Raw genomic sequence first — 20,700 nt, 5'->3', positions numbered from 1 at the left:
ATCGACCATCGGGCCGATCGCCCTGGCGGCGGCATACGGGGACTCGAACTCATCGAGACGCTCAAGGGCCAGGCGCACGGCCTTCTCACGAACCTCGGGCGGGTAACGCTTCGACATGATGACGACCATCTTCCTCAAGAACGGAAGCGGTCTCAAATCCGTGACGGTTCACAACCGGCTCCACCAGCGTCCGGACCCTGTCTTGCGAGCCGCCGGTCAGCCTCTTGATCATCCACAAACCCTGAGCCGGACGTGACAATCGGCTGTCGGCGGCGGGTGATTCGAGTCGTCCGGCTTGCTCGATGAGCCTGGCGATCAGCGTCATGGTGGCGAGGTCGTCGCCGAGCCAGATCCCGCGACGTTCGGCGAGGGTGTCCAGGGCGTCGTCGATGAGGGCGAGCGGCACCATCGCGGCCGGCGTAGATCCCGTACTCGTGCTGCACCACCACCATGTCGCAGCGGTTGAGCGCCTCGGCCGCGGCCTCGACCGCGCCGGGAGTCATCTGGTGCACCACCGATGTTTCCGCTGCGGAGGCGGGTTCGTGCCCCGGCTCCGCGAGAACACGGACCACCTCGCCCTTGCTGCCCGGCGGCACCGCGGTCAGATGATGCAACAAGGCGGCGGTGAACGTGGCGAGTCCGCATTGCGTGGGTGGGTACGTGCTCAGGAAACCGTACGTGCGAAGCGCAAAGGACCTTCCGGGTCGGCTGGAACGTGGGGCCGGTGACCACCGGCGCGGAGCGACCGGTCGGCGATCAGCGGATGTGCTCCGGGATGTGGTCCAACGCGCCCAGCACGTGCACGGCAAGTCCCTGTGCGTCTTTCGCGCTGAGTTCGGTGTGCGCGGCCAGCACTTCTTGGACCAGCTTGACTCTGCGCTCGTACATGGACAGGTAGGTCGATGTCGTCATGGGGTGTGCTTCCTCTTCTGCTCCGGGATTCGACCGCCGTCTGCTTCCCAGCCCGCGAGTGCGATCCGAGTCAGGTCGGTCGTGCGTTGCGTCGACGCAGTCACGCTGACGCCCGCGGCGAGCAGGTCCTCGACGGTCTGGGTGTTGCCGCGATCGGCGGTGATCATCATGGTCTGGTGCGCGGCGGCCGGGTCGGTGTTCGACGGCACGACGAGCAGCGTGAGACGGTGCTTGTCCGCCGCGAGCACGTCCACGGTGTGTGCGGGCCTGGAGATGAACCCGTCGAGCCGGATCTGGCGGCCGTCGCCGATGATGCGGCGCGGCGCGGAGTTCCACTCGGTGATGTTGTAGCTCACCCGCAGGATGTCGCCCAGGCGAGCTCCCAGCGCTGCGAGCAACGAGGGCAGCTCGGCGGCGAGGTCCCGGGAACGTGGCCACCAGGCCCCGTCGACATGTCCTGTCGTGGGCGCCTTCGGCCGCAGCCGCAGTCGTTCCTGCTCGGGGATCGCACGGGCAGGTGAGGTGTCGGAAAGGTGGGGTGCTGACGTCATGTCAGGACTCCCGTCCCCGGCCGGAAAAACAGCCGGTCTAGTTTCGCCGAGCACGGCATGGACTCGATTGGCCATATGCGCGCTGTTTTCGGCAACTTGACTCTACACCGATTCAGTCATGATCGACCGAAATGTCGCCAAAATTCTGGATCAGCCACCCTGCACATCTGACCGAAGTGCGGAAAACGCCTTCAGCGAGCCAAACGTACAGGTCAGCTACTCACAGCTGACTCTCAGGAAGACGTGGGCCGGACATTTCTGATCACGCGGAGCTCGATCGCGCGTGCCGGTGGTGCGTGTAGCATGGAGACAAAAGTGCCGCTTTTCCAGCGACCTCCTCCACCCTTCCCGAAATGGCCTGACGATCCATATCGGACCATTTGCTCGAACATCACCCGGCCAGCTCACGCAACCGGGGGACGGAGTACCGATATGAGCACGTCGACATGGACGCCCCACCCGCTGACCACGGAGCGGCTGACCTTGCGCCCCTGGCTGGTCGACGACGCACAGGCCGCACTGGACGTCTACGGCCACGCCGAGGTGACACGCTGGCTCAGCCCCGACATGGACCGGGTGCCGGACCTCGCCGCCATGCGGCTGTTGCTGCAGCAGTGGAGCGCCGAAGGCGACCGGTTGCCCGCTCCGGCCGGCCGATGGGCCATCCAGCGCAACACGGACGATCGGGTGATCGGTGGCGCCGTCCTGCTCCCGCTACCGCCAGGTGACGAGGATCTGGAGATCGGCTGGCAGTTGCGCCCAGACGCCTGGGGCAACGGCTACGCCACGGAGACCACCCACGCGCTGGCCAGCTGGGCGTTCAGCCAGAACGTCCAGGAGATCTTCGCCGTCGTCCGCCCCGGCGACGCCCGCGCCGCGGCGACCGTCCGCAACAACGGCATGCACTGGGTCGGCGAGACCTCCAAGTACTTCGGCGTCGAGCTGCAGGTGTTCCGCCTCCGCGCGGCTGACCTCGATCGGGCGGCGCCCGCGGCGCTGCAGCCACCCAACCTGAGTGGCGACTGACTCTCGCCGCGCGGTCGCCATCATCACGGACAGGACACACGTGGAACAGCTCAACCTCGGAGTCATCGCGCAGTCCCGCAAGGAGAACGAGTTCCGGCTTCCCCTGCACCCGCTGCACCTGGCCCGGATCGACGCGGACCTTCGTGACCGGATCTACCTCGAGCACGGCTACGGGGAGCGCTTCGGTGTCTCCGACGAGCAACTCGTGGCCTCCGTCGCGGGATTGCGCTCGCGCGAGGAACTCATCGCGGAGTGCGATGTCATCCTGCTGCCGAAGCCACTCGCCGAGGACGTCGCGGAGCTCCGGGAAGGACAGGTGCTGTGGGGCTGGCCGCACTGCGTCCAGGACGAGAAACTCACGCAGCTGGCCGTTGAACGACGGCTGACACTCATCGCCTTCGAGGCGATGAACCACTGGGCCTCCGACGGCTCGTTCAACCTGCACGTCTTCCACAAGAACAACGAGCTCGCCGGCTACTGCTCGGTGCTGCACGCCTTGCAGCTGACCGGCTCGACCGGCGACTACGGGCTGCGGCTGCGCGCCGTCGTGATCGGCTTCGGCGCGACCGCACGAGGCGCCGTGACGGCGCTCAACGCGCTCGGGGTGCACGAGGTCAACATCCTCACCAACCGCGGTGTCGCCGCCGTCAGCTCGCCGATCCACTCCGCACGGATCATCCACTTCGACCACGACACCGCCGATCCACGGCGCAGCCACGCACTCACCGACGAAGGCAGGGTGCCGCTGGCGGAACTCCTCGCGAAACACGACATCATCGTCAACTGCGTGCTCCAGGACACCGACGCACCACTGACTTTCCTCACCAACGACGATCTGTCCACTTTGGCCTCCGGGACCCTGGTCGTCGACGTCTCCTGCGACGCGGGCATGGGCTTCGAGTGGGCGCGCCCCACCTCCTTCACAGAGCCGGACTTCCTGGTGGGCGACCACGTGCGTTTACTACGGCGTGGACCACAGCCCGTCCTACCTGTGGAACTCGGCGACCTGGGAGATCAGTGAAGCGCTGCTCCCGCACCTGCGCCCGGTGCTCTCCGGCGCCTGGCGTAGTGTGGATGTACAAGCCCCCTGTCTGAGAGGGGGTGTTCATGACCGATACGTGCGCCATCAGGCCCGTACAGTCGCAATCCTCCGACACGGCCCTGTCGGCCACTGTCCAGCCCACTCCCCCGACGGTCGCGCCCGTTCCCAACTCGTGGCGTGCCCCCGAGCGGGAGTGATGTGCTTCACCGGACGGTGACACCGGGAGCAGCCCAGGCCAGGCCGGCGCGAATCTTGCACGCGCCACCGTGTCCACCGAGCACAACAATCCACAAAGGACTGATAGTCGCATGAACGAAACCCCGGACGACACAGCTGTTGTCGCCCAGCGCCTGCACCTCGCCACCGGCTTCCTCGCGTCAGAACGCGGATGGGTCGTGGAACGCCTCGCCGCGCTCGGTTCGCGACTGCGGTCGTTCCGCGACGACCAGATCGACCTGGAGATCAGCGTGAAGGACCGCAAGGGTGCCGAGCAGCGAGTCACCCTCGAGTGCTGGATCAACCGCACTCCTCGCCTGCATCTCGTCGCCACGTCGTCGGAGCGCGACCTGCCCGGCGCGCTCAACGAGGTACGCGACGAACTCGTCCGTCAGGTCGACGAGGCCAAGACCCGGACTGAACCACGCAGCAACCGCGCGCTGAGGTCTGTGCCCCGGCTGCCCGAGCACGAATAGCAGCCGCGGTCAGGACGCGTTCCTCCTTCTGAGCGCCGGCATCCGTCGAACCACCTGATCTCGGCGCGCGTCCGCCCGCTTGGCAAGCCACCTCGGGCTAGGCTTTCGTTCGCACGAGATCACAATGGCGAGGAGTGGCCAACGTGGGCACGAATCGGCATCTCGACATGCTCGCGGTGATCAATGAGATCGCCAGAGCCGACCAGGAACCCGCCGGCGTCCGCCACGTCTGTCTTGCCTGCCGTACCGAACTGAACGCGGTCGGTGTCGCGGTCTACCTGGCCGGTACCGCGCAACCGCTCGAAGTCGCCGGAGCCGTCGGTGACGAGATCGCCGAGCTGCAGGCAACGGTGGGCGAGGGACCAGCGTCGGAGGCTCTGCGGCAGAACCAGCCGGTGTTCGTATCCGATCTGGCAGGCGGATGGAGTGCGCGGCGCTGGCCCGTGTTCGCCCCGGCCGCGGTCGCGGTGGGGGTGGCGGCGGTGTTCGTGATCCCCTTGACGCTGGGCGCGATCGCGCTGGGTGCGTTGGAGATCTGCCGGGATGTCGACGGCCCGTTGTCGGCGGATCAGCTCGCGGACGCGCTGCTGTTCGCGGACACGGCGACGGCGCTGCTGCTCGGCCGGTCCGCGGCGCCGGCGGAGCCGGACGGCGGTGATCTGTGGGGTACTGAGCCGGAACGTCGCTGGGGCGTGGTGCACCAGGCCACCGGCATGGTGTCGGTGCAGCTGGACACCGATCTCGGTGAGGCGTTCCTGAGGTTGCGGGCGCACGCGTACCTCACCGGCCTGCGTCTGTCGGAAGTAGCCGCCGACGTGGTCGCGCGCAGACTGAGATTCACCCCGGACACCAACCATGAGAAACAGAGGTGAGTCACGTGTTGGACCGGCGGATCACTCAGACCTTCGTCGAGCTGGCGGACACGCTCGTGCTGCGGTTCGACGCCATCGACTTCCTGCACACGCTGACCGAACGCTGCGTCGAGCTGCTGGAGGTCGACGCGGTCGGAATCCTGCTGGCCGATCAGCGGGGTGCGCTGAACCTGGTGGCGGCGTCCACCGAGCAGGCCCGGATGCTGGAGCTGTTCCAGCTGCAGGACGAGGAGGGCCCCTGCCTGGACTGCTTCCACACCGGGCAGCCCGTGGAGTGCGCCGACCTGGACCAGGAGCCGCAGCGCTGGCCCCGCTTCTCGGTCGCGGCGCGTGAGCAGGGATTCTCCGCGGTCCACGCGGTGCCGATGCGGCTGCGCGAGCAGATCGTCGGCGCGCTGAACCTGTTCCGGGCCTCGCCCGGCATCATCCAGGAGGACGCGGTCGAGCTCGCCCAGTCCTTCGCCAACGTCGCGACGATCAGCATCCTCCAGGTCCGGGCGCTGCGGCACAGCGAGATGGTCACCGAACAGCTGCAGAACGCGCTCAACAGCCGCATCGTCATCGAGCAGGCGAAAGGCATCCTGGCCGAACGCCTGCAGATCGATGTCGCGGACGCGTTCTCGCTGATGCGCAACCACGCGCGCAACAGCAACCAGCTCCTGTCGGACGTCGCGCAGCAGGTCGTATCGCGATCGCCGGAGATCACCGAACTGATGAGGGCCGGCAAAGCCTGACGTCCGTGGAGAGGCGCCGTACATCCCACGGGCGTAAGTTCGACGGTACCGAGAGCACTTCCCGGAAGCCGGACCGGCGCCGTCCTCGGCGTTCCCCGTGAACGGTTGTCCGCCGACAGGGACGGGAGTGGTCGGCATGCCGCCGAACCAGCGTGCCTACACGGTTCCTGTGCGGACCATCCTCGCGACCATCGGCCTGACCCTGGCCACAGTTGTGGCCGCCTGTCCCTCTACGACCAGAGGATGATTTACGAGCGCCTGAAGGATGAGGTGCCGCGAACCGGAATCGGTCAGAGTAGAGCCGTGTTCCGCGATCTGTGCAAGGCCAGCTGGTTGTGACGATTCCTCCTTCCAAGGTGCTGGTGGGCAGGCGCTGGCTCGTACTGGCGATCTTGTGTGCCAGCCTGCTGCTGGTGTCCGTGGACGCGACCGTGCTCCACATGGCCTTGCCCGCGCTGGCGGAGGACCTGCGGCCCACCGCCACCGGTCAGCTGTGGATCATCGCTGTCTACTCGCTGGTTGCGGCGCCCCTGCTGCTCGCCTTCGGCACGTTGGGCGATCGGTACGGCCGGCGTCGCATTCTGGTGCTCGGGTACGTCGTGTTCGGGCTGGCCTCACTCGCCTGCGCGTGGGCACCCGACGTCGCGGTGCTGGTCGCCGCGCGGGCCGCGCTCGGCGTCGGCGGCGCGATGATCATGCCGACCACGCTGTCGCTGTTGCGCCAGGCATTTCCCGACCGTGCCGAACGCCAGATGGCCATCGGCATCTGGAGTGGAGTGGCCGGCTCGGGGGCGGTGCTCGGGCCGTTGCTCGGCGGCTTCCTCGTGGAGACGTTCTCGTGGCACGCCGCGTTCCTGATCAACGTGCCGGTGATGGTCGTGGCGGTTCCGTTGACCTACTGGCTGATCCCGGAGTCCGCGGACCCGCCGGACGGGCCGTGGGACGTGCTCGGCGCGGCGCTGGCCGCGTTGGGGGTCATCGGGATCGCCTTCGCGATCAAGCAGACCCCGCACGGCGGCGCGATGTACGTGCTCGGCCCGGTTGCCGGGCTGCTCGGATGCCTGTTGCTCGTCGCATTTGTGCGGCGGCAACGCAAACTCCTCGTCCCGCTGCTCGACGTGGCGCTGTTTCGCGACCGCGCGTTCAGTGTCGCGGTCGGCAGTGTTCTGCTGGTCATGACCTCGTTGGTCGGTCTGGGCCTGCTCTTCGCCCAGTACCTCCAGCTCGTGCTCGCGCTGCAACCCATGCCCGCCGCGCTGCGACTGATGTTCGTCATGGTCTCGGCTGTCATCGGCAGTGTCGTCGCCGCGCCGTTGTTGCAGCGGTTCGGGAATCGCCGGATGACGGTCGCCGGATTCGCTGTCAGTGCGGTGGCCCTGGCAGCCGCCGCCGCGGGTATGACGGTGACCGAGAACCTGTGGCTGCTCGGATCGGTGCTGGCCGCGACCGGGTTCGGTGTCTCGATCTCGCTCACCGCCGCCTCCGACGCTTTGCTCGCCGCCGCACCGGCAGAGCAGGCGGGCGCGGCTGCTGCTGTCGAAGAGACCGCCTACGAGCTCGGCGCCGGGCTCGGTGTCACGGTTCTGGGCAGCATCGCCACCCTGATCTACTCCGCCAGTCTTCCCGGCACGGCCGCACTAGCGCGAGATGGCCTCACCGAGGCGAACGCCGCTGCTGCGGGATTACCACCCGAAGAGGGCTCTGAACTGCTCGAACTAGCCCGTGAGGCGTTCGTGACCGGCCTGCGAGCCGCGCTGGCGGTGGGTGCCGTCCTGTTCGTCCTCGCCACGATCGCCGCGGCACGTGCGCTGCCCAAAACGAAGGAACCACACGACGATGACCGACCTTGATCTCAAGACCAGCACGACACACCCGGGTGTCAGCGGCGGGTGGCGCACACCCGACCGCCTGTACCGGCTGATCAGCAGCCCGGTCCTGCGCATGGTCCTCGGATGGGACCTGCCCCGCTACGACCTGCGTGTGATCAGCCGTCGGCCCGGCACGGTCTGTCTGGAAGTCGGCAGCGGGGGCGGCTTCTACACCACTGCACTGAAAGCCCATCTGGGCAGCGAGAACACTCTGATCGCCCTCGACCCGTCGCCGTCGGCCATGCGGTCACTGCAGCACCAGCTGGACGACGTGCCCGGTGCGCGAGTGTCCTTTCTGGCCGGTGACGGCTGCAAGCTCCCGCTGGCCGACGACCAGGCCGACACCCTGTTCTACGGCTACAGCCTCGAGGAGATGCCCGACCCGCTGGCAGCCGTTCGCGAGGCGCACCGTGTGCTTCGGCCGGGCGGAGAACTCGTCCTGTTCCTGTGGCGACCCGTGTTCACCCGGCATCGCCGCCGCCCGGTCATCGCCCTGCTCGACGAACTCTTCGAACGCCGCCGGACCTCGGCCGGTCCGCAGAACATCCGCCTCATCTACCGGAAGCAGTGACGCGGAGGCAGAGTTCAGGCGACTTCTTCCAGTTCCCTCGCCTCGACCGCGGTGGCCTGCCTGCGGCGTCGCAACACGACGATCACGCCGACCACCACCGCGACGCCCATCAGGACCCACATCGCTCCGTTGAACACGGACTCGATGTACTTCGCCGAGGCACCCGCCGCCGAGCCGATGCCGATGTGCAGCGCGGACCAGCACACCGCGCCCGCGACCGAGGCGGGCAGGAACCGGTGGTACTCCAGTTTCGACGCACCCGCCGACGCCGGGACCAGGGTCCGCACGACGGGCATGAACCGGGCGACGAACACCGCCCACGCGCCGCGACGCCGCAACAGCTCACCCGCCTTGTCCCAGTGCTGCTGCCCCACTTTGCGGACGACCTTGCTGTCGCGCAGACGGTCACCGAAACGGCGGCCGAGGAAGTAGCCGATGCTGTCGCCGGCGACCGCGCACACCGTGACCACGAGCCACATGACCAGGAACCGGGGCACGCTCGTCACCGTCGTCGAGGCCAGCAGCAGGGCGCTCTCTCCCGGCGCGAGGAAGCCCACCCCGAGCGTGCACTCCGCCAGCGTCAACGCACCCGTCACCGCCACCACGGCGGGCTGCGGCAGACCGGCCAGCCCTTCGAGGGCATCGGTCAAGAAGGCCATGAACTCTCCCCAGTAGGAACAACAGAACGTGCGGGACAGTTCACCGGAACCGGTACAGCTCGCACATCGGCCCGTGGTCTGAACCGGCAGTAGACCTCAGGACTAAGGGGGAACCCCGATTTGTGGACGATTTCCGGTCAGGTGGCCGCGTCAGCGTGACTCGAGGGCCTGCAGCAACGTCGCTTCCAGCACCTCGGCGGCCTCGTCCGCGCGCAACTGGCCGGCGTTGACGTCCTCCGCGGCCGCGTGCAGAAGGCTGTAGACGGTGGTCACCAACCAGGTGATCGGAAGATCCGTCCGGAACACGCCCTCCTGCTGTCCCCGCACCAGCAGGTCCTCGACGTGGTCCACGACCTGACGGTGCCGTTCTCGCAGGTTCGGTGAACCGAGCTCGCGCTGGGCGAGGTCGAACAGCTGGCGGTGCTGGTCGAGAACGTGCCACGACGACCGCAGCAGGCGCCGCAATGCCGTGGTGGCAGGTCCTTCCGAAGGTGCGGCCGCACGAATCACTTCGCCCGCCTGCGCGATCGTGCGGTCGAGCACCGCCTCCAGAAGGACTTCGCGGGACGGGAAATGGGCGTAGAGGGTGACCCGGCCGACGCCCGCGGCGCGCGCGATCGCCGCCATGCTCGCCTGGGGCTCCTCGGTGAAGCAGACGAGGGCGGCGTCGAGAATGGCGGCGATGTTGCGTTCGGCGTCGGCGCGGCGCCGGGTCTCCGTGGTGGCCACGACCGAAGCCTACGGGCGTCAGTGCGCGAACACCGGTCCGTCGGTGGCGGGCGGGCGGCCGGCGGGAACGAGCCAGGCAGTCAGGGCCGCGAGGAGCACCGCCGCGACCGCCATGGCGGTGAAGGCCGCGCCGAACCCGCTCACCGGGCCGCTCCCCCGCAGGCTCTGGGCGGCGATCGTGGCCACGAACGCGATGCCCAGCGTGGCGCCGAGCTCGTGTCCGGTGCTGATCAGCCCCGAGGTGGTGCCCGCGTCGTGCGGCTCCACGTGCGCCATCGCCGTGGTGGTGGCGGTGACGAACGTTGCCCCGAGCCCGAGACCGGAGATCAGGAAGCCGGGAAGAACCGCGCTCCAGGCGTTTCCGGTGACGGGCACCTGTGACAGCAGCACCGCTCCAACGGCCGCGAGACCGAATCCGACGGCCACGGCCGGACGCCCGCCGAACCGCGCGACGACGCGCACGCCGAGGTGAGTGCCCACCCCGATCACCAGCGCCACGGGCAGGAAGATCAGACCGGTTTCCAGCGCGTCGAGCCGCAGCACGTGCTGGAGGTACTGCGAGTTGAGGAAGAAGTTGGCCAGCAGCAGACCCGACGCTCCCAGCATCACCACGTTGCCGGCCGCCACAGGGCGCCGCGTCAGCAACTCCAGCCGCACCAACGGTTCTGCCGTTCGGCGCTCCACCACCACGAACACGGCCAGCAACCCCAGCCCGGCCGCGAGAAGGAAAAGCGTGCTGCCGCCGCTCCACCCGGTGTCGCCGGCCCGCACCAGGCCGTAGATCAACGTTCCCACCGCCGTCATCGCGATCAGCGCTCCGGGCAGGTCCACATGGGACCGTCCACCTCGGCCCGCCGGTACGAGGCGTGGCAGCAGCGACCCCACGACGAGCCCGACGGGCACGTTGATGAAGAACACCCACTCCCAGCCCGGCCCCGCGGTGAACAGTCCGCCGAGCAACACACCGGCCGCGGCACCGGCACCGGCGATCGCCGCCCACACGCCGAGGGCGCGGTTGCGGTCGGGCCCGTGGAAGGTCGTGGTGACGATCGACAGCGCTGCGGGCGACAGCAGCGCGGCACCCATGCCCTGCGCAGTGCGGGCCGCCACGAGCGCGGACGCGCTCCACGCCAACCCCGACACCAGGGAAGCGATCGTGAACACCGTCAGGCCGATGAGGAAGGTGCGGCGCCTGCCCACCGCATCAGCCAGCCTGCCGCCGAGCAGCATCAGGCCGCCGAAGCACAGCGTGTAGGCGGTCACCACCCACGTCAGCGCCGCTCGATCAAGCTCCAGCTCGGTGGCGATCACCGGCAGAGCGACGTTCACGACCGTCACGTCCAAGATCACCATGAACTGCGCCAGCGACAGCAATCCCAATGCCCACCAACGAGTACGAGCGTCTATCAGGCTCACGACGACCCCCTAAGTCGAACATCACTGTTCGACTTAGCTTAGACATGCTGCCGCGATAAGTCGAACAGTGATGTTCGACTTATCGCGGTGCCTGGGCGATTCAGACGTTCGCCGACTCGCGCTCGGCGGCAGCGACAGCCGCACGGCGGCCGCGCAGGGTGACGCCCGCGATGAGCGCGCCCGCGACGGCGATACCGGCGGCACCGATGAACGCGGCGGACACGCCGCTGGTCAGGGCATCGGCGTCACCGAGCCGGTCGGCGCCGTAGGAGGCGGCCAGCGCGGTCATCGCGGCCAGGCCGAGCGCGGACCCGATCTGGTAGCTGGTGTTGACGATGCCCGACGCGAGGCCGCCTTCCTCCGGGCGGGCGCTGGAGATGGCGGTGCCCAGCGAGGGGATGAACGCCAGGGCCATGCCGGTGGCGGCCACGAGCGACGCAGGCAGTACGTCCACCCAGTAGTCGCCGTCCGGGCGCGCCAGTGCCAGCCATCCCAGACCGGCGGCGAGCACGACGAGCCCGGTGACCACCATCGGCTTGACGCCGAACCGTGCGGTGAGCCGCGGCGCGACGACCACCATCAGCACCATGATCGCGGTGGTCATCGGCAGCAGCGCCGAGCCGCTGGCGAAGGCGCCGAGGCCGAGCACCTGCTGCAGGTAGAGGTTGAGGAAGAACCACATCGGAATCCACGCACCACCGAGCAGCAGCTGGGCGATGTTCGCCGCCCCGAGCTGCGGTGTGCGGAAGATGCCGAGCCGCACCAGCGGAGACTTCCGCCTGGCCTGGACGACCAGGAACGTTCCCAGCAGCACGACCGCGAGGACCAAGCCGGCGATCGTCTCGGCCGAGGCCCATCCGGCTTCGGGAGCACGCACGATGGCGTAGACCGCCACCGCCAGGCCTGCCGTCACCGTGATCGCGCCGAGCAGGTCGGTGGAGCCTCGCCGAACGGCACCCGCGGGCATCAGGGCCGGGATGGCGATCAGCGCGATCACCGCGATCGGCACGTTGATGTAGAACACCCACGGCCAGCTCAGGTACTCGGTGATCACGCCGCCGAGGAAGACGCCGGCGGTACCACCGGCCGGAGCTGCGGCCCCGTAGACCGCGAGCGCCTTGCCGAGCTGGGCCGGTTCGCCGCCGAACAGCATCATCAGCAGGGTCAGGGCCGAAGGTGCGATGAGCGCCGCTCCAGCGCCCTGCACCGCACGGCCGAGCAGCTCCACCCAGATCTCGCCCGCGGCACCTGCGACGACGGAGCCTGCCAGAAGCACCAGCCAGCCGGTGGCGAACATGCGGCGGGCACCGAGCAGATCGGACAGCTTGCCGCCGAGCAACAGCAGTCCGCCGAAGGCGACGACGTAGGCGTTGAAGACCCAGGACAGGTTTTCCTGGGAGAAGCCGAGATCCGCCTGGATCCGCGGCAGGGCCACCCCGATGATCGAGGTGTCCATGATGACCATGAACTGCGCCGCGGCGATGAGGGCGAGCGCCCACCACCTGCGCCCGGCTGATTGATCCACATTGGACATTTCTGAACTCCATACCGATAGGGGGCTGGTGATGACCTTCACGGCCGCCACCGTGGTACCGGTGCACCATCTCGATACCCCCTGGGGGTATCTCAGCGAGGAGGTTACGCCCATACCCCCAGGGGGTGTCAACACCACGAGGCTTGTATACCTCTACCCCCTATGGGTATAAAGGATTGCCGTCTGAATCCGCACTGAAGGAGCAGCGATGCAGGACCAGTACGTCACCAGGGCAGGCGCGAAGATCGCGTACGAGCTCAGCGGATCCGGGGCGCTTCTCGGGTACGCCCACGGCGTCTTCCTCAGCCGCAAGGCGGTCCGCCGCCTCCACCTTCTCGATTTCGACGCCCTGGCGGCCGATCGTCAGCTGCTGACCTACGATCAGCGCGGCCACGGGCACTCGACCGGTCGCCCGGTCGCCGACGACTACCGCTTCGAGAACTTCACCCTCGACCTGCTCGCCCTGCTGGACGAGCTCGACATCGACGAGCCGATCGACTTCATGGGCTCCTCGCTGGGCTGCGACGTCGCGTTGCGCGCCGCCATCGCCGAACCCGACCGCTTCCGCAGCCTGGTGCTGATCATTCCTCCAGTGGCGTGGGAGGAAGGACCGAACCAGGCCAGGCGGTGGTACACCGACAACGCCGAGATCATCGAATCCCGCGGCGCCGCGCACTGGCGGCAGGAGTGGGCGAGGAGGGAGCCTTTGCCGATCTTCGCCGACTACCCGGCCTTCGACCTGACGCCCGACATCCCGGACGAGCTGCTCGCTCCGATCCTGCGAGGCATCGGCGAGTCGGATCTCCCCGCCCCGGACGAGATCGCGGCCCTGCGTCACCCGGCGCTCATCCTCACCTGGGACACCGACCCGCTGCACCCCGTCTCGACCGCCGAACGGCTCCACGAACTGCTGCCCGAGTCGACGCTGCACGTGTCGACCACGGTCCCCGACGTGCAGACCTGGACGAGCCGCATCACCGGCTTCCTGTCTCGCCAGTAGCGCGCCGCCGAACGCCGGACAGTCGACTCAGCACGCTCGGCTGAACACCTGAGCGTTGCAACCCCCGGCTGCCCCGTCGCGGCGTCGCCGAGGGCGCACACGCCGAGGAGATGGTGATCGCCAAGTTCTTCACCGTCTTCGACGGCCTGCCGAAGGACGTGAAGTACAACTGCCGGTTGGAACTGGACGTGTCCGCGAGCAGCTGCCTCAACTGCGCGGAGTACGTGGCGAAGTTCGTCCGCCACCTGCGCGCGGCCGGCTGCCGGGTGACCGCGACGGCGCACTTCGGCCGGGCGTACCAGGGCGGCCAGAAGGAGAAGCCGACCGTCGTACCCGACGCGGCCACCCAGCAGCAGGCGTACCACAACCTGAAGCAGAACGGCCTGCTCTCCGCGTCTCCGGCGCAGGCCCGGATGTGGGGCAGGGAGGCTGACCGGCCTGCCACGCCGACCACCGGCTCGCAGCAGCTGGACCGGGGGCAAAGAACAGGCCAAGGCGGCACTCGCGGTCCTCCGCAACGCCCAGGTCGGCGTCGAGGTGCTCACGCTGGCACGGATGGACCCGGCCACCACCGGTAATCTCAGCGCGGAGCAGAAGCGCATGATGGAACGCCGTGCCGCGCAGCTCGAGAAGTGGCTTGCCGAGGCGGAGAAGGAGCTGGTCGGGCCATGAGCACAGGGCTCAAGCGCCAGCAGGTGGCGGCCGCCTTTCCCGGGAACGACATCACCGCCGTGCCTGCCGGGGACCTGCCGGACGGTCTGACGGATCCGGTGGCGCGCAGGGTGCTGACCGAGATCGGCTTCCCGAGAGCGTGGTGGGCTGCGTGTTCTTCGAGGGCGTCGAGGGGCCCGTGCAGACCCTCGCGGAGTTTCGCGCCGGCGAACAGACCCCGGCCGAGCTGGCCGGCGACTACCTGGTGGCGGTGACCGACACCGCCTCGATCTGCTTGAACGGCAACACCGGCGAGTGCCGGTTCGCGCCCACCGGGTCGGACACGTCCGCACACGCGGCGGCCGACCTCGAACTGCTGCTGACCTTCCTCTGCCGGCTTCGCACCGCCCTGTTCGACGTGTCAGCGGACACGCCGGACGACGAACTGGACCGGGTGGAGGAGCGGCTGGTCGCGCACTACCGGGCGGCTGACCCGGCCGTCGCCGAGGCCGACTGGCGCTGGATCATCCGCCGCTGCATCGGTGAGGTGCGGCTCTGACCGAGCGCGCCACCGCTCTAGCGCGGCCAGCGTTCGTGGTGATCGTCGATGCGGAAGGTGTGCGCGTGCCGCCACGCGCCGCCCGCGGGCACCGCGTCGTGCAGATGGTCGTGACCGGGCTCGAGGTCGCGATGCTCGTGCTCGATCACGTCCGGGTCGTGTGTCGGCCACAGCCGCCAGGCGACGAGCGCGGCAACTGCCGTCACGCCACCGAGAACCAGGAAGGCCGTGGTCGTGTTCGCGACGCTGGCCACCCACCCGGCCAACGGATAACTCAACAGCCAACAGGCGTGTGAGAGGGCGAAATCGCCCCCGAACAACGCCGGCCGATCGCACGAGCCGGTGGAACGGCGCAGGAGCCGCGCACCCGGCGTCAGCGCGAATGAACATCCGGCGCCGATCAACGCCCACAGCACGAGCAGCGCGGGCCAGTGCGATCCGGCAGGCAGCGAGGCGAACGTGGACCCGGTGAGCAGCAGGACGACCAGCGCCACGCAGGCGCGCAGCACCAGGGCTCGGTCGGTGACGCGATCGAGCAACTTGGGCAACACCAGTGCGGCCACCAACGAGCCGATGCCGTTGAACGCGAGCGCGACGGCGACGTCGGAAGCGCTGCGGCCGAGCACGTCGCGCACGTAGGCGACCGTGTTCACCAGCACCATCGAACCCGCGGACGCGGCGGCGAGGTGCACGGCCAGCAAGCCGCGCAGGCGCGGTGTGGCCAGGTAGATCCGGATGCCGCGAGTCGTCGCTGCGTACAGACTTTCGTTGCGGCTCACCGGTTCCGGGCGCGGCACCACCGCCGACACCACGAGCAGTGCAGACGCCGCGAAGCCGATCGCCGTGCCGAGGAACAGGTTGTTGAAGCTCATCAGCACCAGCAACGCGGCGGCCAGCGACGGGCTCAGCAGACCCTCGAGGTCGTAGGCCATCCGCGAGAGGGTGACCGCCCGCGTGTACTCGCGTTCGTCGGGCAGCACGTCCGGGATCGTCGCCTGGAAGATCGGCGTGAACGCCGCCGAGGCCGCCTGCAGCAAGAAGATCAGGACGTAGATCTGCCACACCTGGTCCACCCAGGGCAGCATCACCGCGACGCCGGCGCGGACAAGATCCAGCGTGACGAGCACCGCCCGCCGTGGCAACGCACCGAGCAGCGCCGCCGCGATCGGTGCCACGCTGACGTAGGCGACCATCTTGAGCGCCAGCGCGGTGCCGAGAACCGCTCCCGCGTCCGCGCCGGCCAGGTCGTAGGCCAGCAGCCCCAACGCGACGGTCGCCAAACCCGTGCCGGTGAGCGCCACGACGTGTGCGCCGAACAGGTGGCGATACGTCCGGTTGCGCAGAACAGCGAGCATGCGTGGCACTATATGTGCTCATGTACGCACGCGACGACGTTGCAACAACGCAAGACTGGCAACAACTACCTCCTGGCAGACACGTCGAAACGGCCGTCGACGGGTTCCGGATGCTTGCCGACGCGACGCGTTTCCGCATGTTGTGGCTGCTGTGCGGCGCCGAGTTCGATGTCACGACACTGGCTTCGGAGGTCGGCATCGCCCGCCCGGCGGTGTCTCAGCATCTCGCGAAACTGAGGCTGACAGGACTGGTGACCGTGCGCCGCGAAGGCAGGCGGATGCTCTACCGGGCGCGAGGTGGCCACGTCCGGCGGCTGTTGTTCGAAGCGGTCAACGCCGCCGATCACCACATCACCGGCGCACCGGACCACGACTGAGCGCTGGTGCAGACTTCAGGCGTGACGAACGAGGTGCGCGACTTCTGGGACCAGCACGCGGCGACCTTCGACCAGGAACCGGATCACGGACTGCTCGATCCGGAAGTGCGCGCGGCGTGGGCGGCGACGCTGTTGCCCGTGCTGCCGGCTGATTCGGCGTCCGTCGCCGACCTGGGATGCGGTACCGGCAGCCTCTCGGTTCTCCTGGCGCAGGCCGGGCACGAGGTCAGAGGCGTCGACCTCTCTCCACGCATGGTCGCGGCCGCGCGGGCGAAGGCGAACGCCGCAGGGGTGTCCGCGGCGTTCGTGCAGGGCGATGCCTCCCGATCTCCTTACGCGCCGGCGTCTTGTGATGTGGTGCTCGCGCGGCACGTGCTCTGGGCGCTTCCCGACCCCGCTGCCGCGCTGAAGATCTGGGTCGATCTCCTCAGGCCCGGCGGCCTGCTCGTGCTCGTCGAAGGTCGCTGGTCGACGGGTGCAGGCCTGACGGCTGCCGAGTGCCGGGCGCTGGTGCTGGACGTTCGCCGGGAAGCCGACGTCACACGGCTGGACGACCCGGCGTTGTGGGGCCGTCCGATCGACGATGAGCGCTACCTGCTCGTCAGCCGGAGCTGATCAGCGACGGCTGGTGGCCAGGACGACGAGGAACTGGCCGCCGCCCGCCTCGACACCGGCGGTCACCGGCAGCCCCGGCACCAGCCGGGAGAACCGGTCCACCAGCCACTCCGCCGCTTCCTGGGCGTCGTGCCTCGTCGGGCAACGGGCCACCATCTCGCGGCCTCCCTTGCGTTCCAGCCGACCGGCAACGGTGATCAGCGGCGCGGGTTCGGCCACGTGCAGGCGATCCGGCCACGCGATGACCACCTTGACCGCACCCTTGCGGCTGTTGCACCCGCGGTGCGCGAGCCGCTCGGCGACCTTGGCCTTCCGATCGGCGGTCCGGCTGTCGACGCTGGGTCCCCGCGGGTCGTTCACCGACATGTCCGGGTCGACCGGTTCGCCCTCTTCGAGTACGGCGGCCTGCGGTTCCTGACCGATCCGACCTTTGACGCACCCGGCGACTACCCGGCCGGCGGCGGCGTCCTGACCAAGACCGCGCACTCCCGCGTCACACCCGCCGACCTGGGCCGTGTCGACGTGGTGCTGCTTTCCCACGACGAGCACGCCGACAACCTGGACAACGCCGGGCGGGCCCTGCTCGCCGACGTCCCGCTCACGCTCACCACTCCCGGCGGCGGGCAGCGCCTCGGGGGCACGGCCAAGGGGCTGGCCGACTGGCAGTCCGTCCAGCTGGACCGTCCCCACGGCGGCACGGTCACCGTGACCGGCGTACCGGCCGTCCACGGCCCCGGCAGCCGGGAGGACATCGAGCCGGTCAGCGGCCAGGTCGTCGGTTTCGTCCTGACCGGTGACGGCCTGCCGACGGTCTACGTCAGCGGTGACAACGCCTCGCTCGACGCCGTCGAGCGGATCGCCGAGCGGTTCGGCCCGATCGACACCGCCGTGCTCTTCGCCGGTGCGCCGCGCTTCGCCGGTCTCTTCAACGGTGAGCCGCTCGTGCTGGACAGCGCCCAGGCCGCGGAGGCCACGAAGATCCTGGGCGCTCGCCGGGTGGTTCCGGTCCACTACGAGGGCTGGGCCCACTTCACCGAGGGCCGCGACGACCTCGAGGCCGCCTTCGCCGCCGCGGGACTCTCCGACCGTCTGCAGTGGAGCTGAGCGAACCGTCAACCGGCGTCCTATAAGGCGTCCTGCTCCTTCTGAACCTCGGCGAACACCCACACGTCCACGATCCGATCACCCCGGACCTTCAGCACATCGAAGCCGTCCAACGACAACTCGGCGTCATCGCGCTTCGCGGAAAAGTGGACGGGCACTGCGAACAGCTTACCGTTGATCATGAAGCGACCGGCCACCTCGAGCCCCAGCGTCCCCTTGGTCACGCCCATCAGCTCGCTGATCATCTCGTTGACCGTCACAGCACCCACGAGAAGACCCGAGAACCGGCTGTTTCCCGGGTGGTGCCACACGACATCGCTCGCCAACAGCTGGCCGACGGCGGCGAAGTCCATCGTGGACACCGCATCGACGTACCGCCGAGCGACAGCCGCCGTCGTGCTGGTGGTCGTGGTCATCGAACGTCTCCTTCAAGGCGATCGGCGTGCCCCTTGCCAGCTTGTCGGCCGCCGCCGCGAAGTGGTTCCCCACATCGCGGCGCGAGGTTGCCGGGCGGTCACCCGCGCATGGTGACCGCCTTGCTCTCCGCCGTGCCGTCGGCGCGACCTGCCTCGACGGCGACGACCGTGACGGTGAGCTCCTTTCCGGCCATCGAGCTGGTGACCTTCAGCTTGGAGGTTGTGGTGGGAAACCGGGCCATGACGATCCCGGAACCCGCGCCTGCCGAGTGACGCGCCGGCCGACAGGGTTTCCGCCGCCGGCCGGCGCTCCGCACAACTCAGGCAGCGCCCCAGAAGGCGTCCTCGGACTCCGGGTCGGAGGAGAACAGCCACACCTCGGCGATCCGGTCGCCCTCGACGCGCAGCAGGTCGACGCCGTCCTGGCCCATCGTCGCGTCCTCGCGCTTCCCGCTGAAGTGGATCGGCACCGCGACCACCGAGCCGTTGACCATCAGCGGGCCGGTCAACGAGAGCTCGAACGTCCCCTCGCTGGCGGTCATCATGCCGCCGAGCAGCTGACCGACCGCGGTGCTGCCGCGATGCGTGCCGGAGAACTGGTTGGCACCCGGCTGATGCCACACGATGTCATCGGCGAACAACCCGGCGATCGCGGGAAAGTCCTTGGCGGCCAGCGCATCGAAGTACTTGCTCACAACAGCCAGCGGGCCGGTCGACTCAGCCATCAGAGTTCCTCTCGAAGTTCGTTGCTGTGGCCCTATAGTCACCATTGGTGCCCAGTTACCTCAACGTAACCGAAGCCCTGCTGTGTCGCGCGTCACCATTTGCCGGAACTGACTCTGTGAACCTGAAGTTCATTCCAGTAACTTGCTTTCTGGACATAACCGAGAAGGGGGTGCGGCCGTGCCCGAGCACCCCGCGTTCAACGTGCTGACAGCGACCTGCCCGTCGCGAACCTCGCTGGCGCGCATCGCGAACAAGTGGACAGCGATGATCGTCTCCGCATTGGGCGACGCCAGACTTAGGTTCTCCGACCTTCGCTCCGCTGTGGACGGAATCAGCGGCAAAGTGCTCACGGACACGTTGCGAGACCTGGAACGCGACGGACTCGTCAGCCGCCACGTGTACGCCGAGGTGCCGCCCAGGGTCGAGTACGAACTGACCCCGCTGGGGCGCACCCTGCGCACGCCGCTGCGCGCGCTGAAACGATGGGCGGAGGAGCACATCGAGCAGGTGCTCGCGGCACGCGAGGCCTACGACGCCCGCGGCTGAACAGTCGTCGGCGTCACCCGCGGCTCCGCTGCTCGAGGGCAGCGTCGAGCTCGGCGAACAGCGCGTCCGGGGCACTCCGTCCGTGGCGGGCGGCGATCACGGGCCACAGCCGGCGGCCCAGCTCCAAGGCGGCACGCAGCGCCCCGGTCAGCTCCTGCGGTGACGCGGCAGAGGTGGCTGCCTTCAGCCCCGCCACCGTGTCCGCGGACAACTCGCGCTCGGCACCTCGCGACGGGGTCAGCCAATGCGCGGTGGACTCCTCGGCAAGGCGTGCCATCCACAGCAGATGCCGCTGGGCGTGCCCGAGCGCGTCCCACGCACGGAGATCCTCACCCCGCGCCGCCAGATGATGCGCCAGCACCAGCCAGTTGACGAAAGGGTCGCAGTACGCCGTGATGATCTCGGGGCTGTCGACCGGCGGCACGTAACGCTCGGGCAGGCCGCGCAGCACCGGAGCCAGCGCTCCACTGCGATCCACCATCAGCATCCGCTCGACCGCGGCACCGCGCGCCGGCCACTCGCCCACGCTCGCGATCTCGTCCACGGTCGCGAAGTGGAACTCGCCACGCACGAGGCCGGGGAAGAACGCCACATAGGAGCCGAACTCGTTGAGCAGGCCGTAGCTGATCGGCGCAATGCCGGCGCACCACGACGCCGGATCGATCTCGGCGCGTCTCTGCGGGGTGAAGAACAGCCAGAACTCGATGTCGCTGTGCTCATCCGCCTCCCTGCGGCGAAAGAGCCG

27 protein-coding genes are annotated in these 20,700 nt (G+C 68.7%); 14 read left to right on the top strand and 13 right to left on the bottom strand.

Features of this window, described 5'->3' with window-relative positions; genetic code table 11:
- Window positions 1–85: 85 nt before the first annotated feature.
- The 3 genes from ABFX45_RS33765 to ABFX45_RS33755 form a co-directional block, all read right to left on the bottom strand.
- Complete coding sequence (locus ABFX45_RS33765) at window positions 86–409, bottom strand: hypothetical protein (RefSeq protein WP_346134433.1); 324 nt, start codon at window positions 407–409, stop codon at window positions 86–88.
- Between the two features lie 347 nt (window positions 410–756).
- A complete protein-coding gene (locus ABFX45_RS33760; protein ID WP_170154986.1) occupies window positions 757–912 on the bottom strand; it encodes a DUF6307 family protein in 156 nt (51 codons plus the stop codon).
- Window positions 909–1,463 (bottom strand): DUF5994 family protein, encoded by a 555-nt coding sequence (locus ABFX45_RS33755; protein WP_109637727.1) that lies wholly within the window; start codon window positions 1,461–1,463, stop codon window positions 909–911. Before ABFX45_RS33755 ends, ABFX45_RS33760 begins: the two co-directional genes overlap by 4 nt.
- A gap of 432 nt (window positions 1,464–1,895) precedes the next feature.
- Here ABFX45_RS33755 and ABFX45_RS33750 point away from each other — a divergent pair, with 432 nt between their 5' ends.
- From ABFX45_RS33750 to ABFX45_RS33720, 7 genes are all read left to right on the top strand, one after another.
- Entirely contained in the window at window positions 1,896–2,489 is a 594-nt protein-coding gene (locus tag ABFX45_RS33750) for a GNAT family N-acetyltransferase (RefSeq protein ID WP_346134430.1), read from the top strand.
- Window positions 2,479–3,510 (top strand): N(5)-(carboxyethyl)ornithine synthase, encoded by a 1,032-nt coding sequence (locus tag ABFX45_RS33745; protein WP_346134428.1) that lies wholly within the window; start codon window positions 2,479–2,481, stop codon window positions 3,508–3,510. The genes ABFX45_RS33750 and ABFX45_RS33745 overlap by 11 nt, the downstream gene beginning before the upstream one ends.
- A gap of 329 nt (window positions 3,511–3,839) precedes the next feature.
- Window positions 3,840–4,223 (top strand): HPF/RaiA family ribosome-associated protein, encoded by a 384-nt coding sequence (locus tag ABFX45_RS33740; RefSeq protein ID WP_109637713.1) that lies wholly within the window; start codon window positions 3,840–3,842, stop codon window positions 4,221–4,223.
- 143 nt (window positions 4,224–4,366) lie between these two features.
- On the top strand, window positions 4,367–5,095 hold the full coding sequence (locus ABFX45_RS33735) for a GAF and ANTAR domain-containing protein (protein ID WP_346134426.1): 729 nt from the start codon (window positions 4,367–4,369) through the stop codon (window positions 5,093–5,095).
- Window positions 5,096–5,100: 5 nt separating this feature from the next.
- The gene (locus tag ABFX45_RS33730; RefSeq protein WP_346134424.1) at window positions 5,101–5,829 is read left to right on the top strand and encodes a GAF and ANTAR domain-containing protein; all 729 of its coding nucleotides are present in this window, start codon (window positions 5,101–5,103) and stop codon (window positions 5,827–5,829) included.
- A 362-nt stretch (window positions 5,830–6,191) separates the two neighbouring features.
- Window positions 6,192–7,679, top strand: a complete 1,488-nt coding sequence (locus ABFX45_RS33725; protein WP_346134422.1) for an MFS transporter — start codon at window positions 6,192–6,194, stop codon at window positions 7,677–7,679.
- Entirely contained in the window at window positions 7,666–8,268 is a 603-nt protein-coding gene (locus ABFX45_RS33720; protein WP_109637706.1) for a class I SAM-dependent methyltransferase, read from the top strand. The genes ABFX45_RS33725 and ABFX45_RS33720 overlap by 14 nt, the downstream gene beginning before the upstream one ends.
- 14 nt (window positions 8,269–8,282) lie before the next feature.
- Here ABFX45_RS33720 and ABFX45_RS33715 read toward each other — a convergent pair whose 3' ends face one another.
- From ABFX45_RS33715 to ABFX45_RS33700, 4 genes are all read right to left on the bottom strand, one after another.
- Complete coding sequence (locus tag ABFX45_RS33715; RefSeq protein ID WP_109637704.1) at window positions 8,283–8,927, bottom strand: DedA family protein; 645 nt, start codon at window positions 8,925–8,927, stop codon at window positions 8,283–8,285.
- A gap of 150 nt (window positions 8,928–9,077) precedes the next feature.
- Window positions 9,078–9,656, bottom strand: a complete 579-nt coding sequence (locus tag ABFX45_RS33710) for a TetR/AcrR family transcriptional regulator (protein ID WP_109637702.1) — start codon at window positions 9,654–9,656, stop codon at window positions 9,078–9,080.
- An 18-nt stretch (window positions 9,657–9,674) separates the two neighbouring features.
- Complete coding sequence (locus ABFX45_RS33705) at window positions 9,675–11,072, bottom strand: MFS transporter (protein ID WP_233439605.1); 1,398 nt, start codon at window positions 11,070–11,072, stop codon at window positions 9,675–9,677.
- Between the two features lie 100 nt (window positions 11,073–11,172).
- Window positions 11,173–12,606, bottom strand: coding sequence for an MFS transporter (locus ABFX45_RS33700; RefSeq protein WP_109637698.1), 1,434 nt, complete (start codon window positions 12,604–12,606; stop codon window positions 11,173–11,175).
- 208 nt (window positions 12,607–12,814) lie between these two features.
- Here ABFX45_RS33700 and ABFX45_RS33695 point away from each other — a divergent pair, with 208 nt between their 5' ends.
- The 3 genes from ABFX45_RS33695 (at window position 12,815) to ABFX45_RS33685 (ending at window position 14,816) form a co-directional block, all read left to right on the top strand.
- A complete protein-coding gene (locus tag ABFX45_RS33695) occupies window positions 12,815–13,606 on the top strand; it encodes an alpha/beta fold hydrolase (protein WP_109637696.1) in 792 nt (263 codons plus the stop codon).
- Between the two features lie 110 nt (window positions 13,607–13,716).
- On the top strand, window positions 13,717–14,184 hold the full coding sequence (locus tag ABFX45_RS33690; RefSeq protein WP_346134418.1) for a hypothetical protein: 468 nt from the start codon (window positions 13,717–13,719) through the stop codon (window positions 14,182–14,184).
- A 245-nt stretch (window positions 14,185–14,429) separates the two neighbouring features.
- Window positions 14,430–14,816, top strand: coding sequence for an SUKH-4 family immunity protein (locus ABFX45_RS33685; RefSeq protein WP_346134416.1), 387 nt, complete (start codon window positions 14,430–14,432; stop codon window positions 14,814–14,816).
- 17 nt (window positions 14,817–14,833) lie between these two features.
- On the opposite strand, the gene ABFX45_RS33680 is transcribed toward ABFX45_RS33685, so the two are convergent.
- The gene (locus tag ABFX45_RS33680; protein ID WP_346134414.1) at window positions 14,834–16,171 is read right to left on the bottom strand and encodes an MFS transporter; all 1,338 of its coding nucleotides are present in this window, start codon (window positions 16,169–16,171) and stop codon (window positions 14,834–14,836) included.
- A gap of 20 nt (window positions 16,172–16,191) precedes the next feature.
- Between ABFX45_RS33680 and ABFX45_RS33675 the strand changes: the two genes are divergently transcribed.
- Both ABFX45_RS33675 and ABFX45_RS33670 read left to right on the top strand, forming a co-directional pair.
- Window positions 16,192–16,548, top strand: coding sequence for an ArsR/SmtB family transcription factor (locus ABFX45_RS33675; protein ID WP_109637686.1), 357 nt, complete (start codon window positions 16,192–16,194; stop codon window positions 16,546–16,548).
- A 21-nt stretch (window positions 16,549–16,569) separates the two neighbouring features.
- The gene (locus tag ABFX45_RS33670; protein ID WP_346134411.1) at window positions 16,570–17,163 is read left to right on the top strand and encodes a class I SAM-dependent methyltransferase; all 594 of its coding nucleotides are present in this window, start codon (window positions 16,570–16,572) and stop codon (window positions 17,161–17,163) included.
- On the opposite strand, the gene ABFX45_RS33665 is transcribed toward ABFX45_RS33670, so the two are convergent.
- Window positions 17,164–17,529, bottom strand: a complete 366-nt coding sequence (locus tag ABFX45_RS33665; RefSeq protein WP_346134409.1) for a hypothetical protein — start codon at window positions 17,527–17,529, stop codon at window positions 17,164–17,166.
- Window positions 17,530–17,568: 39 nt separating this feature from the next.
- Here ABFX45_RS33665 and ABFX45_RS33660 point away from each other — a divergent pair, with 39 nt between their 5' ends.
- Window positions 17,569–18,267 carry an MBL fold metallo-hydrolase gene (locus tag ABFX45_RS33660; protein ID WP_346134437.1) on the top strand — a complete coding sequence of 233 codons (699 nt, stop codon included), beginning with the start codon at window positions 17,569–17,571 and terminating at the stop codon, window positions 18,265–18,267.
- A gap of 20 nt (window positions 18,268–18,287) precedes the next feature.
- Here ABFX45_RS33660 and ABFX45_RS33655 read toward each other — a convergent pair whose 3' ends face one another.
- The 3 genes from ABFX45_RS33655 to ABFX45_RS33645 form a co-directional block, all read right to left on the bottom strand.
- Window positions 18,288–18,683, bottom strand: a complete 396-nt coding sequence (locus ABFX45_RS33655) for a nuclear transport factor 2 family protein (protein ID WP_346134406.1) — start codon at window positions 18,681–18,683, stop codon at window positions 18,288–18,290.
- Window positions 18,684–18,781: 98 nt separating this feature from the next.
- Entirely contained in the window at window positions 18,782–18,925 is a 144-nt protein-coding gene (locus ABFX45_RS33650; protein ID WP_346134404.1) for a hypothetical protein, read from the bottom strand.
- Between the two features lie 78 nt (window positions 18,926–19,003).
- Window positions 19,004–19,408 carry a nuclear transport factor 2 family protein gene (locus tag ABFX45_RS33645; RefSeq protein ID WP_346134402.1) on the bottom strand — a complete coding sequence of 135 codons (405 nt, stop codon included), beginning with the start codon at window positions 19,406–19,408 and terminating at the stop codon, window positions 19,004–19,006.
- A gap of 178 nt (window positions 19,409–19,586) precedes the next feature.
- On the opposite strand from ABFX45_RS33645, the gene ABFX45_RS33640 reads away from it, so the two are divergent.
- A complete protein-coding gene (locus ABFX45_RS33640) occupies window positions 19,587–19,955 on the top strand; it encodes a winged helix-turn-helix transcriptional regulator (protein WP_346134400.1) in 369 nt (122 codons plus the stop codon).
- A gap of 13 nt (window positions 19,956–19,968) precedes the next feature.
- On the opposite strand, the gene ABFX45_RS33635 is transcribed toward ABFX45_RS33640, so the two are convergent.
- Window positions 19,969–20,547 carry a hypothetical protein gene (locus ABFX45_RS33635; RefSeq protein WP_346134398.1) on the bottom strand — a complete coding sequence of 193 codons (579 nt, stop codon included), beginning with the start codon at window positions 20,545–20,547 and terminating at the stop codon, window positions 19,969–19,971.
- Between the last annotated feature and the right edge of the window lie 153 nt (window positions 20,548–20,700).

Origin of the sequence: Lentzea roselyniae (assembly GCF_039537795.1) — a bacterium.
Classification (GTDB): Bacteria; Actinomycetota; Actinomycetes; order Mycobacteriales; family Pseudonocardiaceae; genus Lentzea; species Lentzea atacamensis.
The sequence above is the reverse complement of the archived record's forward strand: the minus strand, read 5'-3'. Positions and strand labels throughout refer to the sequence as shown.